Source organism: Phytomonospora sp. NPDC050363, assembly GCF_040655735.1.
In the GTDB taxonomy this organism is placed as follows: Bacteria; Actinomycetota; Actinomycetes; order Mycobacteriales; family Micromonosporaceae; genus Phytomonospora.
On record NZ_JBFAKK010000013.1, the window covers coordinates 248,114 to 264,260 of the forward strand.

Consider the following 16,147-nt stretch of genomic DNA (forward strand, 5'->3'; position numbering starts at 1 on the left):
GGGCAGCGACCTAGATCAAGGAGCAGCCGACCCCATGCAGTCCACCGACCCCCAAAAGCGCGCCACCCGGCCCGCGTCCGATCACCGTACCTCTGCCAGGCGAAGGCTTCGCAGCGCTCTCACCGCACTGATCGTCGCCGTGCCCCTCATGCTCGGCGCCGCCGCGTGCGGTGACGAGGAAGAGGGCACCACCATCGAGTTCTTCTGGTGGGGAGGCGAAGGCCGCGCCGCCCTGACCCAGCAGGCGCTCGACCTGTACCAGACCAAGCACCCCGACGTGAAGATCAACGCGACCTGGCAGGCCTTCAGCGGCTACTACGACAAGCTCGCCACCATCTCCGGCGGCGGCAACGCCCCCGACATCTTCCAGATCGACGACAACGGCCTCGCCGAGTACGCCGGCCGCAACGTCACCCTCGACCTGACCCCCTTCGTCGAGAGCAAGAAGCTCGACCTGTCCAACAACTACGAGGGCCTCACCGCCTACGGGCAGCTCGACGGCAAGCAGGTCGCCGTCGCCACCGGTGAGAACACCCCCGCCTTGATCTACGACAAGACCAAGCTCGCCGAGCTCGGCGTCGACGAACCGCAGGCCGGCTGGACCTACGACGAGTACATCGACTGGGCCGCGACCGTCACCGACAAGTCCGGCGGCGAGTACTTCGGCTCCATGGACCCCAGCACCGACTACAAGGCGCTGTGGCTGTGGCTGCGCTCGCAGGGCAAGGAGTTCTACAGCGGCAAGCAGCTCGGCTTCACCGCCGAGGACCTGACCGCCTGGTTCACCCTGTGGCAGCAGGCCCGCGAGAAGGGCGCGACCCCGCCCGCCGACGTCGTCCACGAGGCCGTCAGCGGCAGCGTCGACACCCAGCTCGTCGTCTCGGGCAAGGCCGCCACGTCCTTCATGTGGTCCAACCAGCTCGGCGAACTCGGCAAGGCCACCGAGAGCGAGCTGGCGATGGTCCCCTACCCGGGTGACGTCAAGGGCCAGTGGGCCCGCGCCGCCACCTACTGGGCGGGATCGCGCGCCACCGAGCACCCCGAGGTCGTCGCCGACATCATCAACTTCCTCACCAACGACCCCGAGGCCGGCGCCATCCTCGGCACCGACCGGGGCCTGCCGCCCAACAAGACCACCCGTGCGGCCGTCGAGGCGACGCAGACCGACGAGTACGCCAAGCAGGTCTTCAGCTTCGCCACCGAGCTCGCCCCCAAGTACGGCCCCGCCCCGGCCCCGCCGCCCAAGGGCCACGCCTCCCTCCGCGACACCCTCCGGGACCTCGCCGAGTCGGTCACCTACGGCACGGCGACACCCGCCGACGCCGCCGCCCAGTTCGTCACCGAGGCCACCGCCGCCCTGTCGGGCTGAGGCCAGCGACCCGGGCCGTCCCCTGTGGACGGCCCGGGCCGCGACGATCCCGGAAAGGACACCCCTCGCATGGCGGTCTCCACCGCTCCCTCGACCAGGTCCGGCGGCCGGCCGCGGCCACCGGCCCCGCCCCGCCGGGGACCGGTCAACCCCGGCCGCCGCGCCGAAGGCCGCGCCGGCTACGTATTCCTCTCACCGTGGCTGCTGGGCCTCATGCTCATCACCGCGGCGCCGATGCTGCTGTCGCTGTACCTCAGCTTCACCGACTACGACGTCCTGTCCGACTGGGACCAGATCAACTGGATCGGCTTCGACAACTACGAGCGCATGTTCACCGCCGACCCGGTCTTCAAGTCCTCGGTCGCCGTCACCCTCACCTTCGCGCTGATCGCCGTCCCCCTGAAACTCGCCGCCGCGCTCGGTGTCGCGATGCTCCTCAACCGCGAACGCCGCGGCACCGGCCTGTTCCGGGCCCTGTTCTACCTGCCGTCCCTGCTCGGCGGAAGCGTCGCGCTCGCCCTGGTGTGGCGCGCCATCTTCAGCCGCGACGGCTCCTTCAACGCGCTGCTCGACATCTTCGGGATAACCGGGAGACCCTGGGTCAACGACCCCGACTGGTCCCTGGAAACGCTGATGGTGCTGGCGATCTGGCAGTTCGGCGCACCCATGGTCATCTTCCTTGCCGGGCTCAAGCAGGTGCCGGCCGAGCTCTATGAGGCCGCCGAGGTCGACGGGGCCGGGCCGCTGCGCCGCTTCTGGCACGTCACGCTGCCGCTGCTGTCGCCGGTCATCTTCTTCAACCTCGTCCTGGAGACCATCAACGGATTCCAGGGCTTCACCTCCGCCTTCGTGATCAGCAACGGCAGCGGCGGACCGGTCAACTCGACCATGCTCTACACCCTCCACCTCTACACACAGGGATTCACCGAGTTCAAAATGGGCTACGCCTCCGCGCTCGCCTGGGTCTTCCTCCTGGCGATCGGCGCCATCACCGCCGCGTTCTTCAGCACCGGCCGCTTCTGGGTCCACTACGCCGACGGGGACGGAAAATGAGCGCCGTCACCGCCGTGCCCCCGCGTCGCCGCGTCGCCGGGTTCGTGCGCGTCGCCGTGCTCGTCGTGGTCCTCGCCGTCGTCCTCTACCCGCTGCTGTGGGTGCTGGGCTCGTCGCTGAAGTCGCCGACCGAGCTGGCCAGCAACCTCTCGGTGTGGCCCAGTGACCTGACGCCGTCGAACTACTCGACCGGCTGGAACTACATCGAGGACCTGAGCTTCGGGCGCTTCTTCCTCAACAGCACCATGATCGCGCTGGCCACCGTCGTGGCCAACGCCGTCTCGTGCCTGCTGACCGCGTACGCCTTCGCCCGCCTGCGTTTCCGGGGCCGCAACATCTGGTTCGCGCTGATGATCGGCACGCTCCTGCTGCCGGGGCACGTGCTGATCATCCCGCAGTACGTGCTGTTCAACGAGTTCGACTGGGTCGACACGCCCCTGCCGCTGATCGTGCCGAAACTACTGGCCACCGAGGCGTTCTTCGTGTTCCTGATGGTGCAGTTCATGCGCGGCATCCCACGCGACCTCGACGACGCCGCCCGCATCGACGGCTGCACGCCCTACGGCGTCTTCCGGCACGTGATCCTGCCGCTGTCGCGACCGGCGCTGGTGACCACGGCGATCTTCTCGTTCATCTGGACCTGGAACGACTTCTTCACCCAGCTGGTATACCTGCCCAGCCCGGAGAGCTACACCGTCCCCATCGGACTGCGCCTGTTCGTCGACTCCGGCGGGCAGACCTCGCTCGGGCCGATGCTGGCGATGTCGGTGCTGTCGCTGGCGCCGGTGTTCCTGTTCTTCCTGGCCTTCCAGCGGCTGCTGGTGCAGGGCATCAACACCACCGGTCTGAAAGGCTGACCATGGAGACCGCCACCCCCGCCACCCCTGTACGCGCCGACTGGAGAGACCTCCTGCGCGACGCCTCCGACCTCGCCCTGGTGGGCATCGCCGTGACCGTCTGCGCGCTGCCCGTGGTGACCCTCGGATCGGCGGTGGCCACCGCGAGCGCCGCCATCCGCCACCGCCGGGAAGAGGGCCGCTACCCGCACTTCGGGGACATCGCGCGAGGCTTCGCCCGGGGCATCCCGGCCGGCGCGGTCGCGGTCGCGGTCCTCGCGGTGGCGGCGGGGCTGGTGGTCTTCAACCTCCAGGTCGCCGAGAGCGGGATCCTGCCCGGCGGGGAGACGGTGACGGCGGTGACCGCGGTGCTGGCCGCGTTCGCCGCCGGGCTCGCGCTGCTCACCGCCGCTGTCCACAGTGGCCGGTGGCGCGACGCCGTCCGGGACGCCGTCAGGCTCACCGCCGCGGCGTGGTGGGCGGCGCCGGGCGCGGCGATCGCGGTGGCCTTCGCGGTCGTGATCGGCTCGCTGGTGCCCGCCACGATGGTGCTGCTGCCGGGATTCGTGCTCTTCGCCGGGCACGCCATCGCGGAGCGGGCGCGGCTTCGGCTCGGCCGGCGGACCGCGGAGTCGGCCGAGCGGTAGGGGCCGGGTGCGGCACCGCCTGGGGGTGCCGTGCCCTCGGCCTCTGACGGATGTGCCGAGACCGTGGGGTTTTCATGGTGGGGCGCTTCATCCTTCGAGACCCACGTTTCGAAGCCCCTGGAGTGCCCCATGCATCCACGACATCTCCTCGCTGCGGGAGCCCTGGCAGGTCTCGTCCTCGCCCAGCAGCCCGCGACCGTCCCACCCGAACCGAACCCACACGAAACCCTCACCACCGCGGTGATCTCGGACGAGACCGCCGCGATCCGACTCGTCACCGGAGACCTCGCGGCCCTTTCACCCGACGGCGCCGTCGAGCTCGAACCCGCCGAGGGCCGTGAGCACATCGGATTCACCACGCGCACCTCCTCCGAGGGCGTCTACGTGTTCCCGAACGACACCGCGGTCCTCCTCGCCGAGGGCCGGCTCGACCCGGAGCTGTTCAACCTCAGCTCCCTGACCGCCGACGGCTTCGGCGGCGGCGAGCCCCTGCCGCTGCTGATCCAGGGCGAGGGCACGGCCGCGCGCTCGTCGGCGCTCCCCGCCGCCGAGATCACCCGCCGCCTCGACAGCATCGGCGCGGTCGCCGTGACCACCGCCGACAGCGCCGCCCTGTGGGAGCAGCTGTCGGCGACCGCGAACAAGTCGTCCGCTACCGACCGGATCTGGCTCGACGGCCGCTCGAAGCCCCTGCTCGACGAAAGCGTCCCCCAGATCGGCGCCCCGGAGGTCTGGCGATCCGGCTTCGACGGCACCGGCACCGCGGTCGCCGTCCTCGACAGCGGCGCCGACCTGACCCACCCCGACCTCGTCGGCCGCATCACCGAGACCCGCGACTTCACCGGGTCACCGAACGGCGTCACCGACCTCAACGGCCACGGGACCCACGTGGCCTCGACCGTGGCCGGTACCGGCGCGGCGTCCGGTGGACGCTACACCGGGGTCGCACCGGGCGCCGCGCTGCTCATCGGCAAGGTGTGCGCCGACGAGGGCTACTGCACGGACAGCGCGGTCATCGCCGGGATGGAATGGGCCGCGGCCGACGCCGACGTGGTGAACCTCAGCCTGGGCGGCGGCCCGTCCGACGGCACCGACCCGATGGAACTCGCCGTGAACGCCCTGTCGGAGGCCACCGGAGCCCTGTTCGTCATCGCGGCCGGCAACGACGGCACGCCGTCGTCGGTGTCGACCCCGGCGGCGGCCGACGCGGCCCTCGCCGTCGGCAGCGTGTCCAAAAAGGACGTTTTCAGCGCGTTCTCGAACCAGGGCCCGCGCTACGGCGACAACGCGCTCAAGCCGGAGCTCACCGCACCGGGGGAGGCGATCGTCGCCGCCCATGCCGAAGGCACCGAGCTCGGTCCGATCGTCGACGGCGAGTACACCAGGCTCTCGGGGACGTCCATGGCCACACCCCACGTCGCCGGCGCCGCCGCCCTGCTCAAGCAGCGCCATCCCGACTGGAACGCCGCGCAGCTCAAGGCCACGTTGATGGCCACCTCACGGTGGCTCGACGGGCCGGGCCTCTACCAGCAGGGCAGCGGACGTCTCGACGTCGCTCGCGCGGTGCGCCAGGAGGTCACCGCCTCGATCGGCGCGCTCGACTTCGCGACTGTGGCATTCCCGCAGGACGGCCGTGTCGAGGAGCGGACCGTCACCTACGCCAACCCCAGCGCCGCGCCCGTCACGCTCGCGCTGGGCGCGTCGGTGCGGACCGGCGGAGCCGAGGCGCCCGCCGGCCTGTTCACCGTCGACGGGCCGGCGCTGACGGTTCCGGCCGGGGGCACCGCCGCGGTCACGATGAGCCTCGACACCTCGATCGCCTTCACCACCGGCCAGTACGCCGGCGAACTCGTCGCGAGCGTGGGCGAGACCGTCATCCGCACCGCCGTCTCGGCCTACCTGGAGCCGGAGAAGCACACGCAGGAGATCCACGGCACGGCCCGCGACGGCTCGGACCCGTACAGCATCTCGGTGGCCTACACCGACCTCGCGACCGGTGATACCGAGTACGTCACCGTCGGCGGTGCCGAGGCCCGCCTGCGGCTGGAGCCGGGCACTTACCACGTGCTGGGCTTCGTCACGGACCGACTCGACTTCCCCTACAACACCCCCACCACCGCGTTCGCCGACACGCTGACGGTCACCGGTGCCGGTGAACTCGACTGGGACGCCCGGCAGGGCAAGGAGCTGACCGTCGACCTGGATCGCGACACCTACCTCGATGTCACGGCCCTGGGCTTGGCGAGCGCTCCGGGCGGTGTCGTGGCGGCGGAGAACCTTCAGGCGTACGCGTTCGGCCAGCCGGTCTACGCCGTCCCGAGTCCCGCCGACGGTGGGAGCGGCATCCTGTTCGTATACGCACCCCTCCACCTCAACCCCGAAGGCTCGGCGCGGCACTTCCAGTACAACCTTGCGTTCGCCGAGCCGAACGGCATACCCGGCGACCTTTCGCACCGGGTCCACGACCGGGACCTGGCGGTCGAGGACGCCGTCTACGAAAGCCAGGGCGAGGCCCCTGCCGCGTGGGGGAGGAACAGTCCCTCCTTCGCCGGCGGCTTCAGCCTGGGGTACTCGCCCGTGGATCTGACGCTGCCCGACCGGCGTACGGAGTACTTCACGCCGGGTCCGGACATCTCGTGGTGGAGTGCGCTGTCGATCCTGCGAAGCAGCGTGGGCAGCGGCGAGGAATTCGTGCGAGAAGGGGAACGCACCGGACACACGCGGGTCGACTGGACCTCGGCCCCCTTGGCTCCCGGGCCTTCCCGCAGCGGCGTCGAGGATCTCGGTGCGACACGCGACGGCACCGGCCTGGCGGTCCTGGAGCCCATGTTCGCCGGGCCCGACCTGGGTGTCGCGACCCGCATCGACTGGTCGACGGTGACCGGGACGACGGCCGTCCTCGCCGACGGTGTCTCGCTCGGCGCCACCGACGCCCCCTGCCAGGGCACGTTCGGAGCACCGGTGACGGCGACGCGGTTCACCGTCTCCTGCACCGCCGACCGCACCGCGCCGTGGACGGTGCTCGGCACACACGCCGAGGCGACGTGGACGGCCACCGCCGCGAGCACCGGCGAAGCCGCACCGGTCGCGCTGACGTCGGTGGCGCTGGACTCCGGCACGGTGGTCGACGGTTTCGCCCCGGCCGGGCGGTGGCAGCCGCTCGACCTTGAGGTCTACCAGCCTTCGGGCGCGGCCGACCTGGCGACCACGTCGCTCGCCCTCGACATCTCCTACGACGACGGCGCGACCTGGAGAACGGTGCCGCTGCTGCGTTTGGGCGACCACGCCAAGGCGTTCGTGCGGCATCCGGCGGACGCGCGGTTCGTGTCGGTGCGCATGACGGCCACCGACAGCGCCGGCGGTTCCTACACCGGGACGATGATCCGGTCCTTCGGACTGAGGTAGCCGGTGCCCGCGGGCGGCGACTGTCACGCCGCCGCCCGCAGGCGTGCCCAGGTGCGCCCGCTACATCCGGTCCGGCGCCACGATCCCCAGCAGCGACAGTCCATGCCGCAGTGTCCCGCCCGCCAGACTCACCAGCGCCAGCCGGTTGCGCCGCGACTCGGGCGTCGGCGCGTCGAGCACGGGGCTGGTGTCGTAGAAGGCGCTGATCAGCTTGGCGAGGCGGAACAGGAAGGTGCTGATGCGGTGCGGTTCGTTGAGTCCGGCCGCCTGGGTCAGCACCGCCGCGTAGCCGTCGAGGTGCAGCGTCAGCGCGCGCTCGGCCGGGTTCATCGGCAGTGCGGCGTCCACGCCCGCCGTCCCCGCCCCGCCTGCCTTGCGCAGGATCGAGGCGGTCCGCGCGTGGGCGTACTGGAGGTAGACGCCGGTGTCGCCGTTGAGCGAGACCATCCGTTCGATGTCGAAGCGGTAGTCGGTGGTGCGGGCGGTCGACAGGTCGGCGTACTTGACCGCGCCGATCCCCGCGGCCTCGGCGATCCGGTCGAACTCGGCGGGATCGAGGGCGGGGTTCTTCTCCTCGACGACCGCCCGCGCGCCGGTCACCGCGGCCTCCAGCAGACTCGTCAGCGGCACGGTGTCGCCCGCACGCGTCTTGAAAGGCCTGCCGTCGGGTCCGAGGACGGTGCCGAAGGCGACGTGGACGACGGTGTGCTCGCCGGTGATCCAGCCGGCGCGGCGGGCGGTGGCGAAGACCTGCGCGAAGTGCCGCGCCTGGCGCGCGTCGACGACGTAGAGCATCCGCCCGGCCTTGAGGTCTCGGGCGCGGTGCCTGATGGTGGCCAGGTCGGTGGCCGCGTATCCGTAGCCGCCGTCGCTCTTGCGCACGATCAGCGGGACCGGATTGCCGTCGGGACCGTCGAAGCCCTCGGTGAAGACGCACAGCGCGCCCTCGGACTCCACCACGATTCCGGCCTCGGTGAGTTCGGCGATGACCTCGTCGAGGAACGGGTTGTAGCGGGACTCGCCGTCGAGGTCCACATCGGACAGTTCGACGCCGAGCCGACGGTAGGTCGCCGAGAAGGCCTCCTGCGAGACCGCGACCAGTTCGCGCCAGACGGCGAGGGTCGCCTCCTCCCCGGCCTGGAGAGCGACCACGCGGGCGCGGGCCCGTTCGGCGAATGCCGGGTCCTCGCGGAAGAGCGCGGCGGCCGCCCGGTAGAGGGCGTCCAGCGCGGCGACGCGCGCGACGGCGCCGTCGCCGAGGTCGCGCCACTCGGCCTCGGGGTGCTCGTCGATGTACTGGATGAGCATCCCGAACTGGGTGCCCCAGTCGCCGACGTGATTCTGGCGGATCACGGTGCCGCCGAGGGCTTCCAGTAGTCGCGACAGGGCGTCGCCGATGACCGTCGACCGCAGATGTCCGACGTGCATCTGCTTGGCGACGTTCGGCGCGGAGTAGTCGACGACGGTGACCGTGGCGGCGTACGGGGAGGGCAGGCCGAGCCCGGCGTCGAGCCGCCGCGCGACCTGCTTCCACAGTTCGGCGTCGGCGAGGGTGAGGTTCAAGAAGCCCGGACCGGACACCTCGATCCGGTCGAGGAGCCCGTCGCCGTCGACGGCCGCGGCGATGTCGGCGGCCAGCTCGCGGGGCGGGCGCCCGGCGCTCCTGGCCAGGGAGAGGGCGGCGTCGGCCTGGAAGTCGGCGCGGTCTCCGCGTCGCACCAGCGGATCCGGCTGCTCGGCTTGTGGCCGGGAGCGTCGGATCGCCGCGGCCATGGTCGCCTTGATCCGGTCGCTGAGCGCGGTGACTGCTGGATGCGTGTGCACGGTTCCTCTTCCTTCGGGTACGAGCGTGTTCTGCGAGGATATGGAACCGGACGGGCCGCGGCCTTCCCTTTTACCGCGAGCACCGGCACCGCTCGCTCCACAGGGGATGGTGCTCGCCTTCGGCTCGGGTCATAATCGGTGCCGCACAAACGATCTCCGCGAAGGGCCAATGATGATCGAGCGGTACGAGCTCCCCGGCGACGGCGTGTATCCCGAAGGGATCACCGAGGGCCCCGACGGCAGCACCTTCTACGTGTCGGGCTCGGCGGAGGGGGCGATCTACCGGGGCGACCTCGACCGGCCCGGCCTCGAACTGTGGTCCCCGCCGGGGGCCGACGGCCGCACCGGCGCGCTGGGCATGACCGTCGACCCGGCCGGGCGGCTGATCGTCTGCGGCGGGCACTCCGGCGTGCTCTTCGCCTACGACACCGCCAACGGCGGGCTCGTCGCGCGGCACGAGGTGACCACGAAGCGGACGCTGCTCAACGACGTCTGCGTCAACGACGGCCACGCCTACGCCACCGACTCCCTGCGGCCGGCGGTGTGGCGCTTCGCGCTGGACGACGAGATCGGCGCCGGCGAGCCGTGGATCGACCTGACCGGGCACGGCATCGAGCCCGGCGAGGCGGCCTACCTCAACGGCATCGTGTCCACGAAGGACGGTTCGGCGCTGCTCATCGCCGCGCAGGGCACCGGGCAGCTGTGGCACGTCGACATCGCCACGCGCGAGGCCGTCCCGGTCGACCTGGGCGGCGTCAAGGTCAGCGGCGACGGCATGGTCTTCGCCGGCGAGGTCCTCTACGTCTGCGACTACACCGGCGACGGCGATGGCGAACCGCACTTCCGGCTCACCGGGCTGCGCCTGACCGACGGCCACCGCACCGCCGAGATCCTCGGCCACCACGCGTTCGAGACCGCCGACACCCCGACGACGCTGGCCTACCTCGGAGGGCGGCTGCTGGTCGTCAACTCGCAGCTGGCGGCCGGCGACGGCGGCCCGAGGCTTCCGTTCACCGTCTCGGCGATCGAACCGCCGTTCGGGAAGTGACGACGGCGACCGGGCCGTGCCGGACGCGGCCCGGTCGTCAGCTCCTCGGCTCGCGAACCATGAACACGTCGACGGCGTCCTCGCGCTCGGGCGCGAAGCCGTGGCGTTCGTAGAGGCGCCGGGCGGGGCTGCCGACGAGGACCTGGAGCCGCACCGCCGAGCCCTCGGCGTCGGCCCGGTCGAGCAGCGAGCGCAGCACCGACGAGCCGAGTCCGCACCCCTGCGCCTCGGGCGCGAGGTAGAAGTGCTCCAGCAGCAGGCCGTCGCCGGCCGGGCGCAGCGCCACGCATCCGGCGAAGGCGCCGCCGGTCTCGATCACCGAGGTGTGCTCGGGTGCGAAGTGGTCGCGCAGCCGCTGGCGCACGCGGTGCTCGTCGAAGCGGCCGAGCCGTTCGAGGTCGGGCCGCATCACCACGGCGCGCATCTCGGCGATCGGCTCGACGTCCTCGGCGACGGCCGGACGCAGGCTCCAGGTGATCGACATGCGCGGAAGTCTCCCACCGGACGCCGTCCGGCCCCGCCGGTGAGCACGGGCCTGTACCCGTGATCACAGCCGCTCAGGCCGAGGCGGTCTCGTACAGCCGGCGCATCGACCAGATCGCCGAGCGGATCTCCTGGAGGCAGCGGTCGGGGTCGTGCCGCTGCCGGTGGCGCTCGTCGGGATGCGCGGCGAGGTCGATGCCGACGGTGTCGACGGCGCATCCGTAGGGCAGACCGATCGTGGCGATCGCGTCGGCGTGCTGGAACGGCAGGTAGGTCGTCGAGGTCACCACCAGCACCCGGTCGCGCGGGCCGAGTTTGACGACCTCGTCGGCCCAGTACCGGCAGGTGTCGGCGGTGTTGGCGCGCCGGGAGTCCGGCTCGCTCGACGGCGCGGCGACCACGTGCGCCGGCGTCGTGTCGGGGAGGTGGTAGGTCGTCACCCGCCACGCCCGGTTCGGTTCGGTGCCGGGATCGCCGCCCTCCTCCACCTCGTAGTGCGCGGTGGCGCCGAAGGCGCGGCGGACGCCCTCGGCGAGCGCGTCTACCTCGAAGCGCGGTTGCGGCATGCCCAGCTCGGCGGCGAGTTCCCGCTCGCCGGGCGTGAGGACGCGAAAGCCGCCGACGGCGGTGATGCGGCCGGTGGTGACGGCGCCGGCGAGCAGGTCGGCGGCGAAGCGGGTGCGGACCAGGCAGGCGCGGACCATCCCGCCGAGGATGAGGACCTGGGTGTAGTCGCGGTGGCGGGGCGGCCTCGCCGACAGCAGGCCCAGCGCTCGGGCGGCGTCGACGATGAGCGCGGCGGTCGCCGGTTCGAAGGCGTGGCGGCGGGCCTCGGCGCGCTCGCGGCCGTCGCGGAAGTCCCAGTGCTCGGCGGAGAAGGCGTCGAGCGCCGCCAGCGCCTCCGCCGTGGGTCCTTCGGGGAAGCGCCCGCCGAACTCGGCGACGAGCGCGCGCATCGGAGCCGAGCCGATCCAGGCGGCGACACCGGCGGCGGCCGACTCGCGGTCTTCGGGGACCCCGTCGCAGACCGGCAGCGGTACCGGGGCGAAGGTCGGCGGCTCAGCGGACATGAGGTGTGACGATAGCAAGCGGCGGGGCATGTTCTGGTCATGGACGCCGAAAAGGGCCGGGCGCCGGCCCGGCCCTTTCAGCCCTCGGTGGAGCCGATCAGCCCCACGCGCCGACCGCGTCGGCGGTACGGACGTACTCGGAGAAGTCGCGCGCCTCGCGGCCCAGGGCCCGGCGGACGCCGTCGGCCACGTGCGCGTTGTGACCGTCCATGATCTCGCGCATCAGCTCGGCGAGCGCGGCGGCGAACTCGGCCGGGACGCCGTGCTCGACCATGCCGTCGCGGAACTGCTCCGGCGTCAGCGGCACGTACTCGACGTGCTTGCCGATGACCGCGCCGATCTCGGCGGCCGCCTCGGCGAAGGTGACCAGTCGGGGCCCGGTCAGCTCGTAGAGCTCGCCGATGTGCTTGTCGTCGGTGAGGGCGGCGACGGCCACGTCGGCGATGTCGTCGACGTCGATGAAGGGCTCGGCGACGTCGCCGGCGGGAAAGGCGAGCACGCCGGCCTGCACCGACTCGACGAGGAAGCCCTCGGAGAAGTTCTGCGCGAAGACCGCGGCGCGCACGATGGTCAGCTGGATCCCCGGGACGGCCGCGACGGTCTTCTCGGTGACCTCGGCGCCGGCCTCGCCGCGTCCGGTCAGCAGCACGATCCGGGTGACGCCGGCCGCGACGGCCTGGGAGGCGAAGGAACCGATGATCTCGTCGGCGCCGGGGAAGCCCGCGTCGGGGGCGTAGGCCAGGTAGATCGCCGAGGTCCCGTCGATCGCGGCGGCCCAGGTCGAGCGGTCCTCCCAGTCGAAGGGGATCTCGGACGAGCGGGAGCCGAGGCGGACCTCGCGGCCGAGGGCGGTCAGCCGGGCGGCGACGCGGCGGCCGGTCTTGCCGGTTCCGCCGGTGACGAGGACGGGGGCGGTGGTGGAGTTCGTGTTCTGTGTCATGTGTTCAGTTAAGCCGGAGATCTTGAGACTTCACATAGCTCAGGAACTCGAAAACATTCGCCAGAGTCTTATACTTCGCTCATGGACGCACTCGCCGGACTCCTCGACGGTCCCCGCGCCAAAGGCGCCTTCCTCATCCGCTCCCGGATGAACCCGCCCTGGTCGGTCCGGATCGCCGACCGCGCACCCCTCACCTTGCTGGCCATGACCTCCGGAAACGCCCACGTCACCACCGCCGACGGCGCCGTCCGCGAACTGTGCGAAGGCCAGATCGCCGTCCTGCGCGGCCCCGACCCCTACGTCGTCGCCGACACCCCAGAGACCCCCGTCCACTGGATCATCCACCCCGACCAGCGCTGCACCACCCTCGACGGCGAACCCGTCCACAACACCCTCGAATTCGGCGTCCGCTCCTGGGGCAACGCCCCCGACGGCGCCACCGGCATGCTCATCGGCACCTACCGCGTCCACAACGAGGTCAGCCGCCGCCTCCTGGGCAACCTCCCGCCCATGCTCACCGTCACCGGCGAGGAACTCGGCTCGCCGCTTCCCGAACTCCTCGCCGCCGAGATCACCCGCGACGCCCCCGGCCAGGACGTCGTCCTCGACCGCCTCCTCGACCTCCTCCTCATCGCCGTCCTGCGCGCCTGGTTCAGCGGCGCCGACGCCCCCGCCTGGTACCGCGCCTGGGGCGACCCCGTCGTCGGCCGAGCCATGCGCCTCATGCACACCGACGTCGCCCGCCCCTGGACCGTCGCCGACCTCGCCACCGAGACCGGCGTCTCCCGCGCCACCCTCGCCCGCCGCTTCACCGACCTGGCCGGCGAGCCGCCCATGTCCTTCCTCGCCGACCTGCGCCTCACGCTGGCCGCCGACCGTCTCCGCGAACCCGAGACCACCGTCGGCGCCGTCGCCCGCGAAGTCGGCTACGGAAGCCCCTTCGCGCTGTCCACCGCCTTCAAACGCGCCCGCGGGGTCAGCCCTCGCGAATACCGCCGCCGCGTCCACGCGTGACCTGCCCCGCTCGGTTTGGGGCACGGCCCCGACCCTGCGTAGAGTTCTTGGTCGCAGTCGACGCCACGAAACGGGAAGAGCAGATGGAGCACGCCGAGAACGCCGAACACGCCGACGGGATCGACCCCGCCCGCATGGAGATCTGCATGAGCGTGCTCGCCGAGGTGCTCGCCCTCCCCGGCGACCACCCCGACTCCGTCGCCGTGCGCCGCGCCACCGCCGGCATCTACAAGAACGTCAAGCAGCAGCGCCGCCGCGACAAGCGCGCCTCGGTCACCGCCGCCGACGCCGCCGTCACCGCCGCGACCGCCACCGGCGCCCCCGACCGCATCGACGACGAGACCAACGGCATCCCGCTGGCCCGCACCGCCGCCGAGCAGACCGTCGGCTTCCTCCAGCGCGCCCGCTCCTGCTACATCTGCAAGGACCGCTACCGCGAGGTCGACGCCTTCTACCACCAGCTCTGCCCCGCCTGCGCCAAGGAGAACTGGAGCAGGCGCGAGGCACGCGCCGACCTGTCGGGCAAGCGCGCCCTACTCACCGGCGGCCGCGCCAAGATCGGCATGTACATCGCCCTGCGCCTCCTGCGCGACGGCGCCCACACCACCATCACCACCCGCTTCCCCAACGACGCCGTCCGCCGCTTCGCCGCCATGGACGACCACGCCGACTGGATACACCGCCTCAAGATCGTCGGTCTCGACCTGCGCGACCCCGCCCAGGTCGTCGCGCTCGCCGACGACGTCGCCGCCGCCGGCCCGCTGGACATCCTCATCAACAACGCCGCCCAGACCGTCCGGCGCTCCCCGGGCGCCTACCAGGCGCTCATCGAGGCCGAGGCCGCCGCGCTGCCCGCCGGTGAACTCCCCGAACGCGTGAGCTTCGGCGGCGTCACCGCCCAGAACGCCCTCGCGATCGCCGCCGCGGCCGACGGCTCACCGCACGCGCTCACCCCGCAGATGCTCACCGAACTCGCCCTGACCTCGGGATCGGCGACCCTGGAACGGATCTCGACCGGCACCGCCGTCGACGCCGGCGGCCTGGTCCCCGACCTGGTGGACACCAACTCCTGGGTGCAGGTCGTCGACGAGGTCGACCCGGTGGAACTGCTCGAAGTGCAGCTGTGCAACCAGACCGCGCCCTTCATCCTGGTCAGCCGCCTGCGCCAGGCCATGCGCGCCTCAACGGCCCGCCGCAAGTACGTCGTCAACGTCTCGGCCATGGAGGGCGTGTTCAGTCGCGGCTACAAGGGCCCCGGGCACCCGCACACGAACATGGCCAAGGCCGCGCTGAACATGCTGACCCGCACCAGCGCCCGCGAGATGCTGTCCGACGGGATCCTGATGACCAGCGTCGACACCGGCTGGATCACCGACGAGCGCCCGCACACCCAGAAGATCCGGCTGGCCGACGAGGGCTTCCACGCGCCCCTCGACCTCGTCGACGGCGCCGCCCGCGTCTACGACCCGATCGTGCGCGGCGAGGCCGGCGAGGACCTCTTCGGCGTCTTCCTCAAGGACTTCGCGCCGGCGGGCTGGTAGCCGTGGCCGTCATGAAGCGCGGGGCGCTGGCGGCCTGGCTGCGCACCGAGAAGCGACTGTCCAAAGCGGACGCCGAGAAGTGGGCGGCCCAGTTGCAGGGCCTCGACCAGAAGTTCCTCTCACCGCTGGTCGACATCGCCGTCGACTCGGGGACACCGCCGCTGCACGTCCTGGCGGTGCTCGCCGAGAAGCACCGCGACCAGGCCTTCGTGAAGGCCGCGAAGTCGCATCTGGCGCAGGCGGCCAAGCGCGGGAGCTAGGCTTCGGCGCCATGGACGCCGCGGCACGACGGGCACGCGCGATCCTCGCCGAGGGGCGGGGACTCGACGAAGTGCTGTGGATGCTCGACTAGGACCTGCCGGCCGCCGTCGCGCGGATCAGGGTGCTTCGCGACGTGACCGGCCTGTCCCTGCGCGACGCGATGGTCATGTGGGAGCGGTTCGGCCGGGGGACGCCGCTGGGCCATCTGCGCGCGCCGCAGCTGGCCGCGATCCGCGAGGTGAGCGTGCCCGGCGAGCACACCCGGCACGCCCGCGACCATTTCGTCGACGCTTTCGTGGAACGCCGGGCGGTCGAGACGATCGGCCGGGGGACCGGCCGCTTCGAGGGCGTGTACTTCCATCCCGGTGAACCGGCCGACGCTGGCCCCGATCCCCACCACTCCGGCTGGAGCAGCGGCGATTTCGACGAGTACCGCGGCGAACTGCTCGCGCTCGCGGCCTCCGGCCACCCCTTGGCCGGGCGAGTCACCGTCGAGGACCGCGGCCCCGACGCCCTCGTCCTGCGCTTCGACTTCGACCAGGGCTTGTCCTGTGGGCCTTCGGGGCTGCGGCACCCGTAAGATCACCGGCCACTGAGGACGCTGTACTTTCGCATCATGGACACCGATCGCTTCGACACCGCCACGCTCCACGACG

The 16,147-nt window shown here is 71.7% G+C and carries 14 protein-coding genes; 10 read left to right on the forward strand and 4 right to left on the reverse strand.

Annotated elements, in window-relative coordinates:
• Positions 1 to 34: 34 nt before the first annotated feature.
• The 5 genes from AB0I28_RS30770 (at position 35) to AB0I28_RS30790 (ending at position 7,310) form a co-directional block, all read left to right on the forward strand.
• The gene (locus AB0I28_RS30770) at positions 35 to 1,369 is read left to right on the forward strand and encodes an ABC transporter substrate-binding protein (protein WP_357499190.1); all 1,335 of its coding nucleotides are present in this window, start codon (positions 35 to 37) and stop codon (positions 1,367 to 1,369) included.
• Between the two features lie 69 nt (positions 1,370 to 1,438).
• A complete protein-coding gene (locus tag AB0I28_RS30775; RefSeq protein WP_357499191.1) occupies positions 1,439 to 2,422 on the forward strand; it encodes a sugar ABC transporter permease in 984 nt (327 codons plus the stop codon).
• A complete protein-coding gene (locus AB0I28_RS30780; protein ID WP_357499192.1) occupies positions 2,419 to 3,279 on the forward strand; it encodes a carbohydrate ABC transporter permease in 861 nt (286 codons plus the stop codon). The genes AB0I28_RS30775 and AB0I28_RS30780 overlap by 4 nt, the downstream gene beginning before the upstream one ends.
• Positions 3,280 to 3,281: 2 nt before the next feature.
• The gene (locus AB0I28_RS30785) at positions 3,282 to 3,905 is read left to right on the forward strand and encodes a hypothetical protein (RefSeq protein WP_357499193.1); all 624 of its coding nucleotides are present in this window, start codon (positions 3,282 to 3,284) and stop codon (positions 3,903 to 3,905) included.
• Between the two features lie 129 nt (positions 3,906 to 4,034).
• Positions 4,035 to 7,310, forward strand: coding sequence for a S8 family serine peptidase (locus tag AB0I28_RS30790; protein ID WP_357499194.1), 3,276 nt, complete (start codon positions 4,035 to 4,037; stop codon positions 7,308 to 7,310).
• Between the two features lie 60 nt (positions 7,311 to 7,370).
• On the opposite strand, the gene argS is transcribed toward AB0I28_RS30790, so the two are convergent.
• Complete coding sequence (gene argS / locus AB0I28_RS30795; protein ID WP_357499195.1) at positions 7,371 to 9,134, reverse strand: arginine--tRNA ligase; 1,764 nt, start codon at positions 9,132 to 9,134, stop codon at positions 7,371 to 7,373.
• Positions 9,135 to 9,306: 172 nt separating this feature from the next.
• Here argS and AB0I28_RS30800 point away from each other — a divergent pair, with 172 nt between their 5' ends.
• On the forward strand, positions 9,307 to 10,182 hold the full coding sequence (locus tag AB0I28_RS30800) for a hypothetical protein (RefSeq protein ID WP_357499196.1): 876 nt from the start codon (positions 9,307 to 9,309) through the stop codon (positions 10,180 to 10,182).
• A gap of 37 nt (positions 10,183 to 10,219) precedes the next feature.
• Here the strand turns inward: AB0I28_RS30800 and AB0I28_RS30805 are convergent, their stop codons facing one another.
• From AB0I28_RS30805 to AB0I28_RS30815, 3 genes are all read right to left on the reverse strand, one after another.
• Positions 10,220 to 10,666: a GNAT family N-acetyltransferase gene (locus tag AB0I28_RS30805; protein ID WP_357499197.1), complete on the reverse strand. Its 447-nt coding sequence runs from the start codon at positions 10,664 to 10,666 to the stop codon at positions 10,220 to 10,222.
• 73 nt (positions 10,667 to 10,739) lie between these two features.
• The gene (locus tag AB0I28_RS30810) at positions 10,740 to 11,735 is read right to left on the reverse strand and encodes a hypothetical protein (protein ID WP_357499198.1); all 996 of its coding nucleotides are present in this window, start codon (positions 11,733 to 11,735) and stop codon (positions 10,740 to 10,742) included.
• 97 nt (positions 11,736 to 11,832) lie between these two features.
• The gene (locus AB0I28_RS30815) at positions 11,833 to 12,675 is read right to left on the reverse strand and encodes an NmrA family NAD(P)-binding protein (RefSeq protein ID WP_357499199.1); all 843 of its coding nucleotides are present in this window, start codon (positions 12,673 to 12,675) and stop codon (positions 11,833 to 11,835) included.
• 81 nt (positions 12,676 to 12,756) lie between these two features.
• On the opposite strand from AB0I28_RS30815, the gene AB0I28_RS30820 reads away from it, so the two are divergent.
• The 4 genes from AB0I28_RS30820 (at position 12,757) to AB0I28_RS30835 (ending at position 16,071) form a co-directional block, all read left to right on the forward strand.
• Complete coding sequence (locus tag AB0I28_RS30820) at positions 12,757 to 13,689, forward strand: AraC family transcriptional regulator (protein WP_357499200.1); 933 nt, start codon at positions 12,757 to 12,759, stop codon at positions 13,687 to 13,689.
• Positions 13,690 to 13,772: 83 nt separating this feature from the next.
• A complete protein-coding gene (locus AB0I28_RS30825; protein WP_357499201.1) occupies positions 13,773 to 15,230 on the forward strand; it encodes an SDR family NAD(P)-dependent oxidoreductase in 1,458 nt (485 codons plus the stop codon).
• Positions 15,231 to 15,232: 2 nt separating this feature from the next.
• Positions 15,233 to 15,490: a hypothetical protein gene (locus tag AB0I28_RS30830; protein WP_357499202.1), complete on the forward strand. Its 258-nt coding sequence runs from the start codon at positions 15,233 to 15,235 to the stop codon at positions 15,488 to 15,490.
• Positions 15,491 to 15,624: 134 nt separating this feature from the next.
• On the forward strand, positions 15,625 to 16,071 hold the full coding sequence (locus tag AB0I28_RS30835) for a hypothetical protein (RefSeq protein WP_357499203.1): 447 nt from the start codon (positions 15,625 to 15,627) through the stop codon (positions 16,069 to 16,071).
• The last annotated feature ends 76 nt before the right edge of the window (positions 16,072 to 16,147 follow it).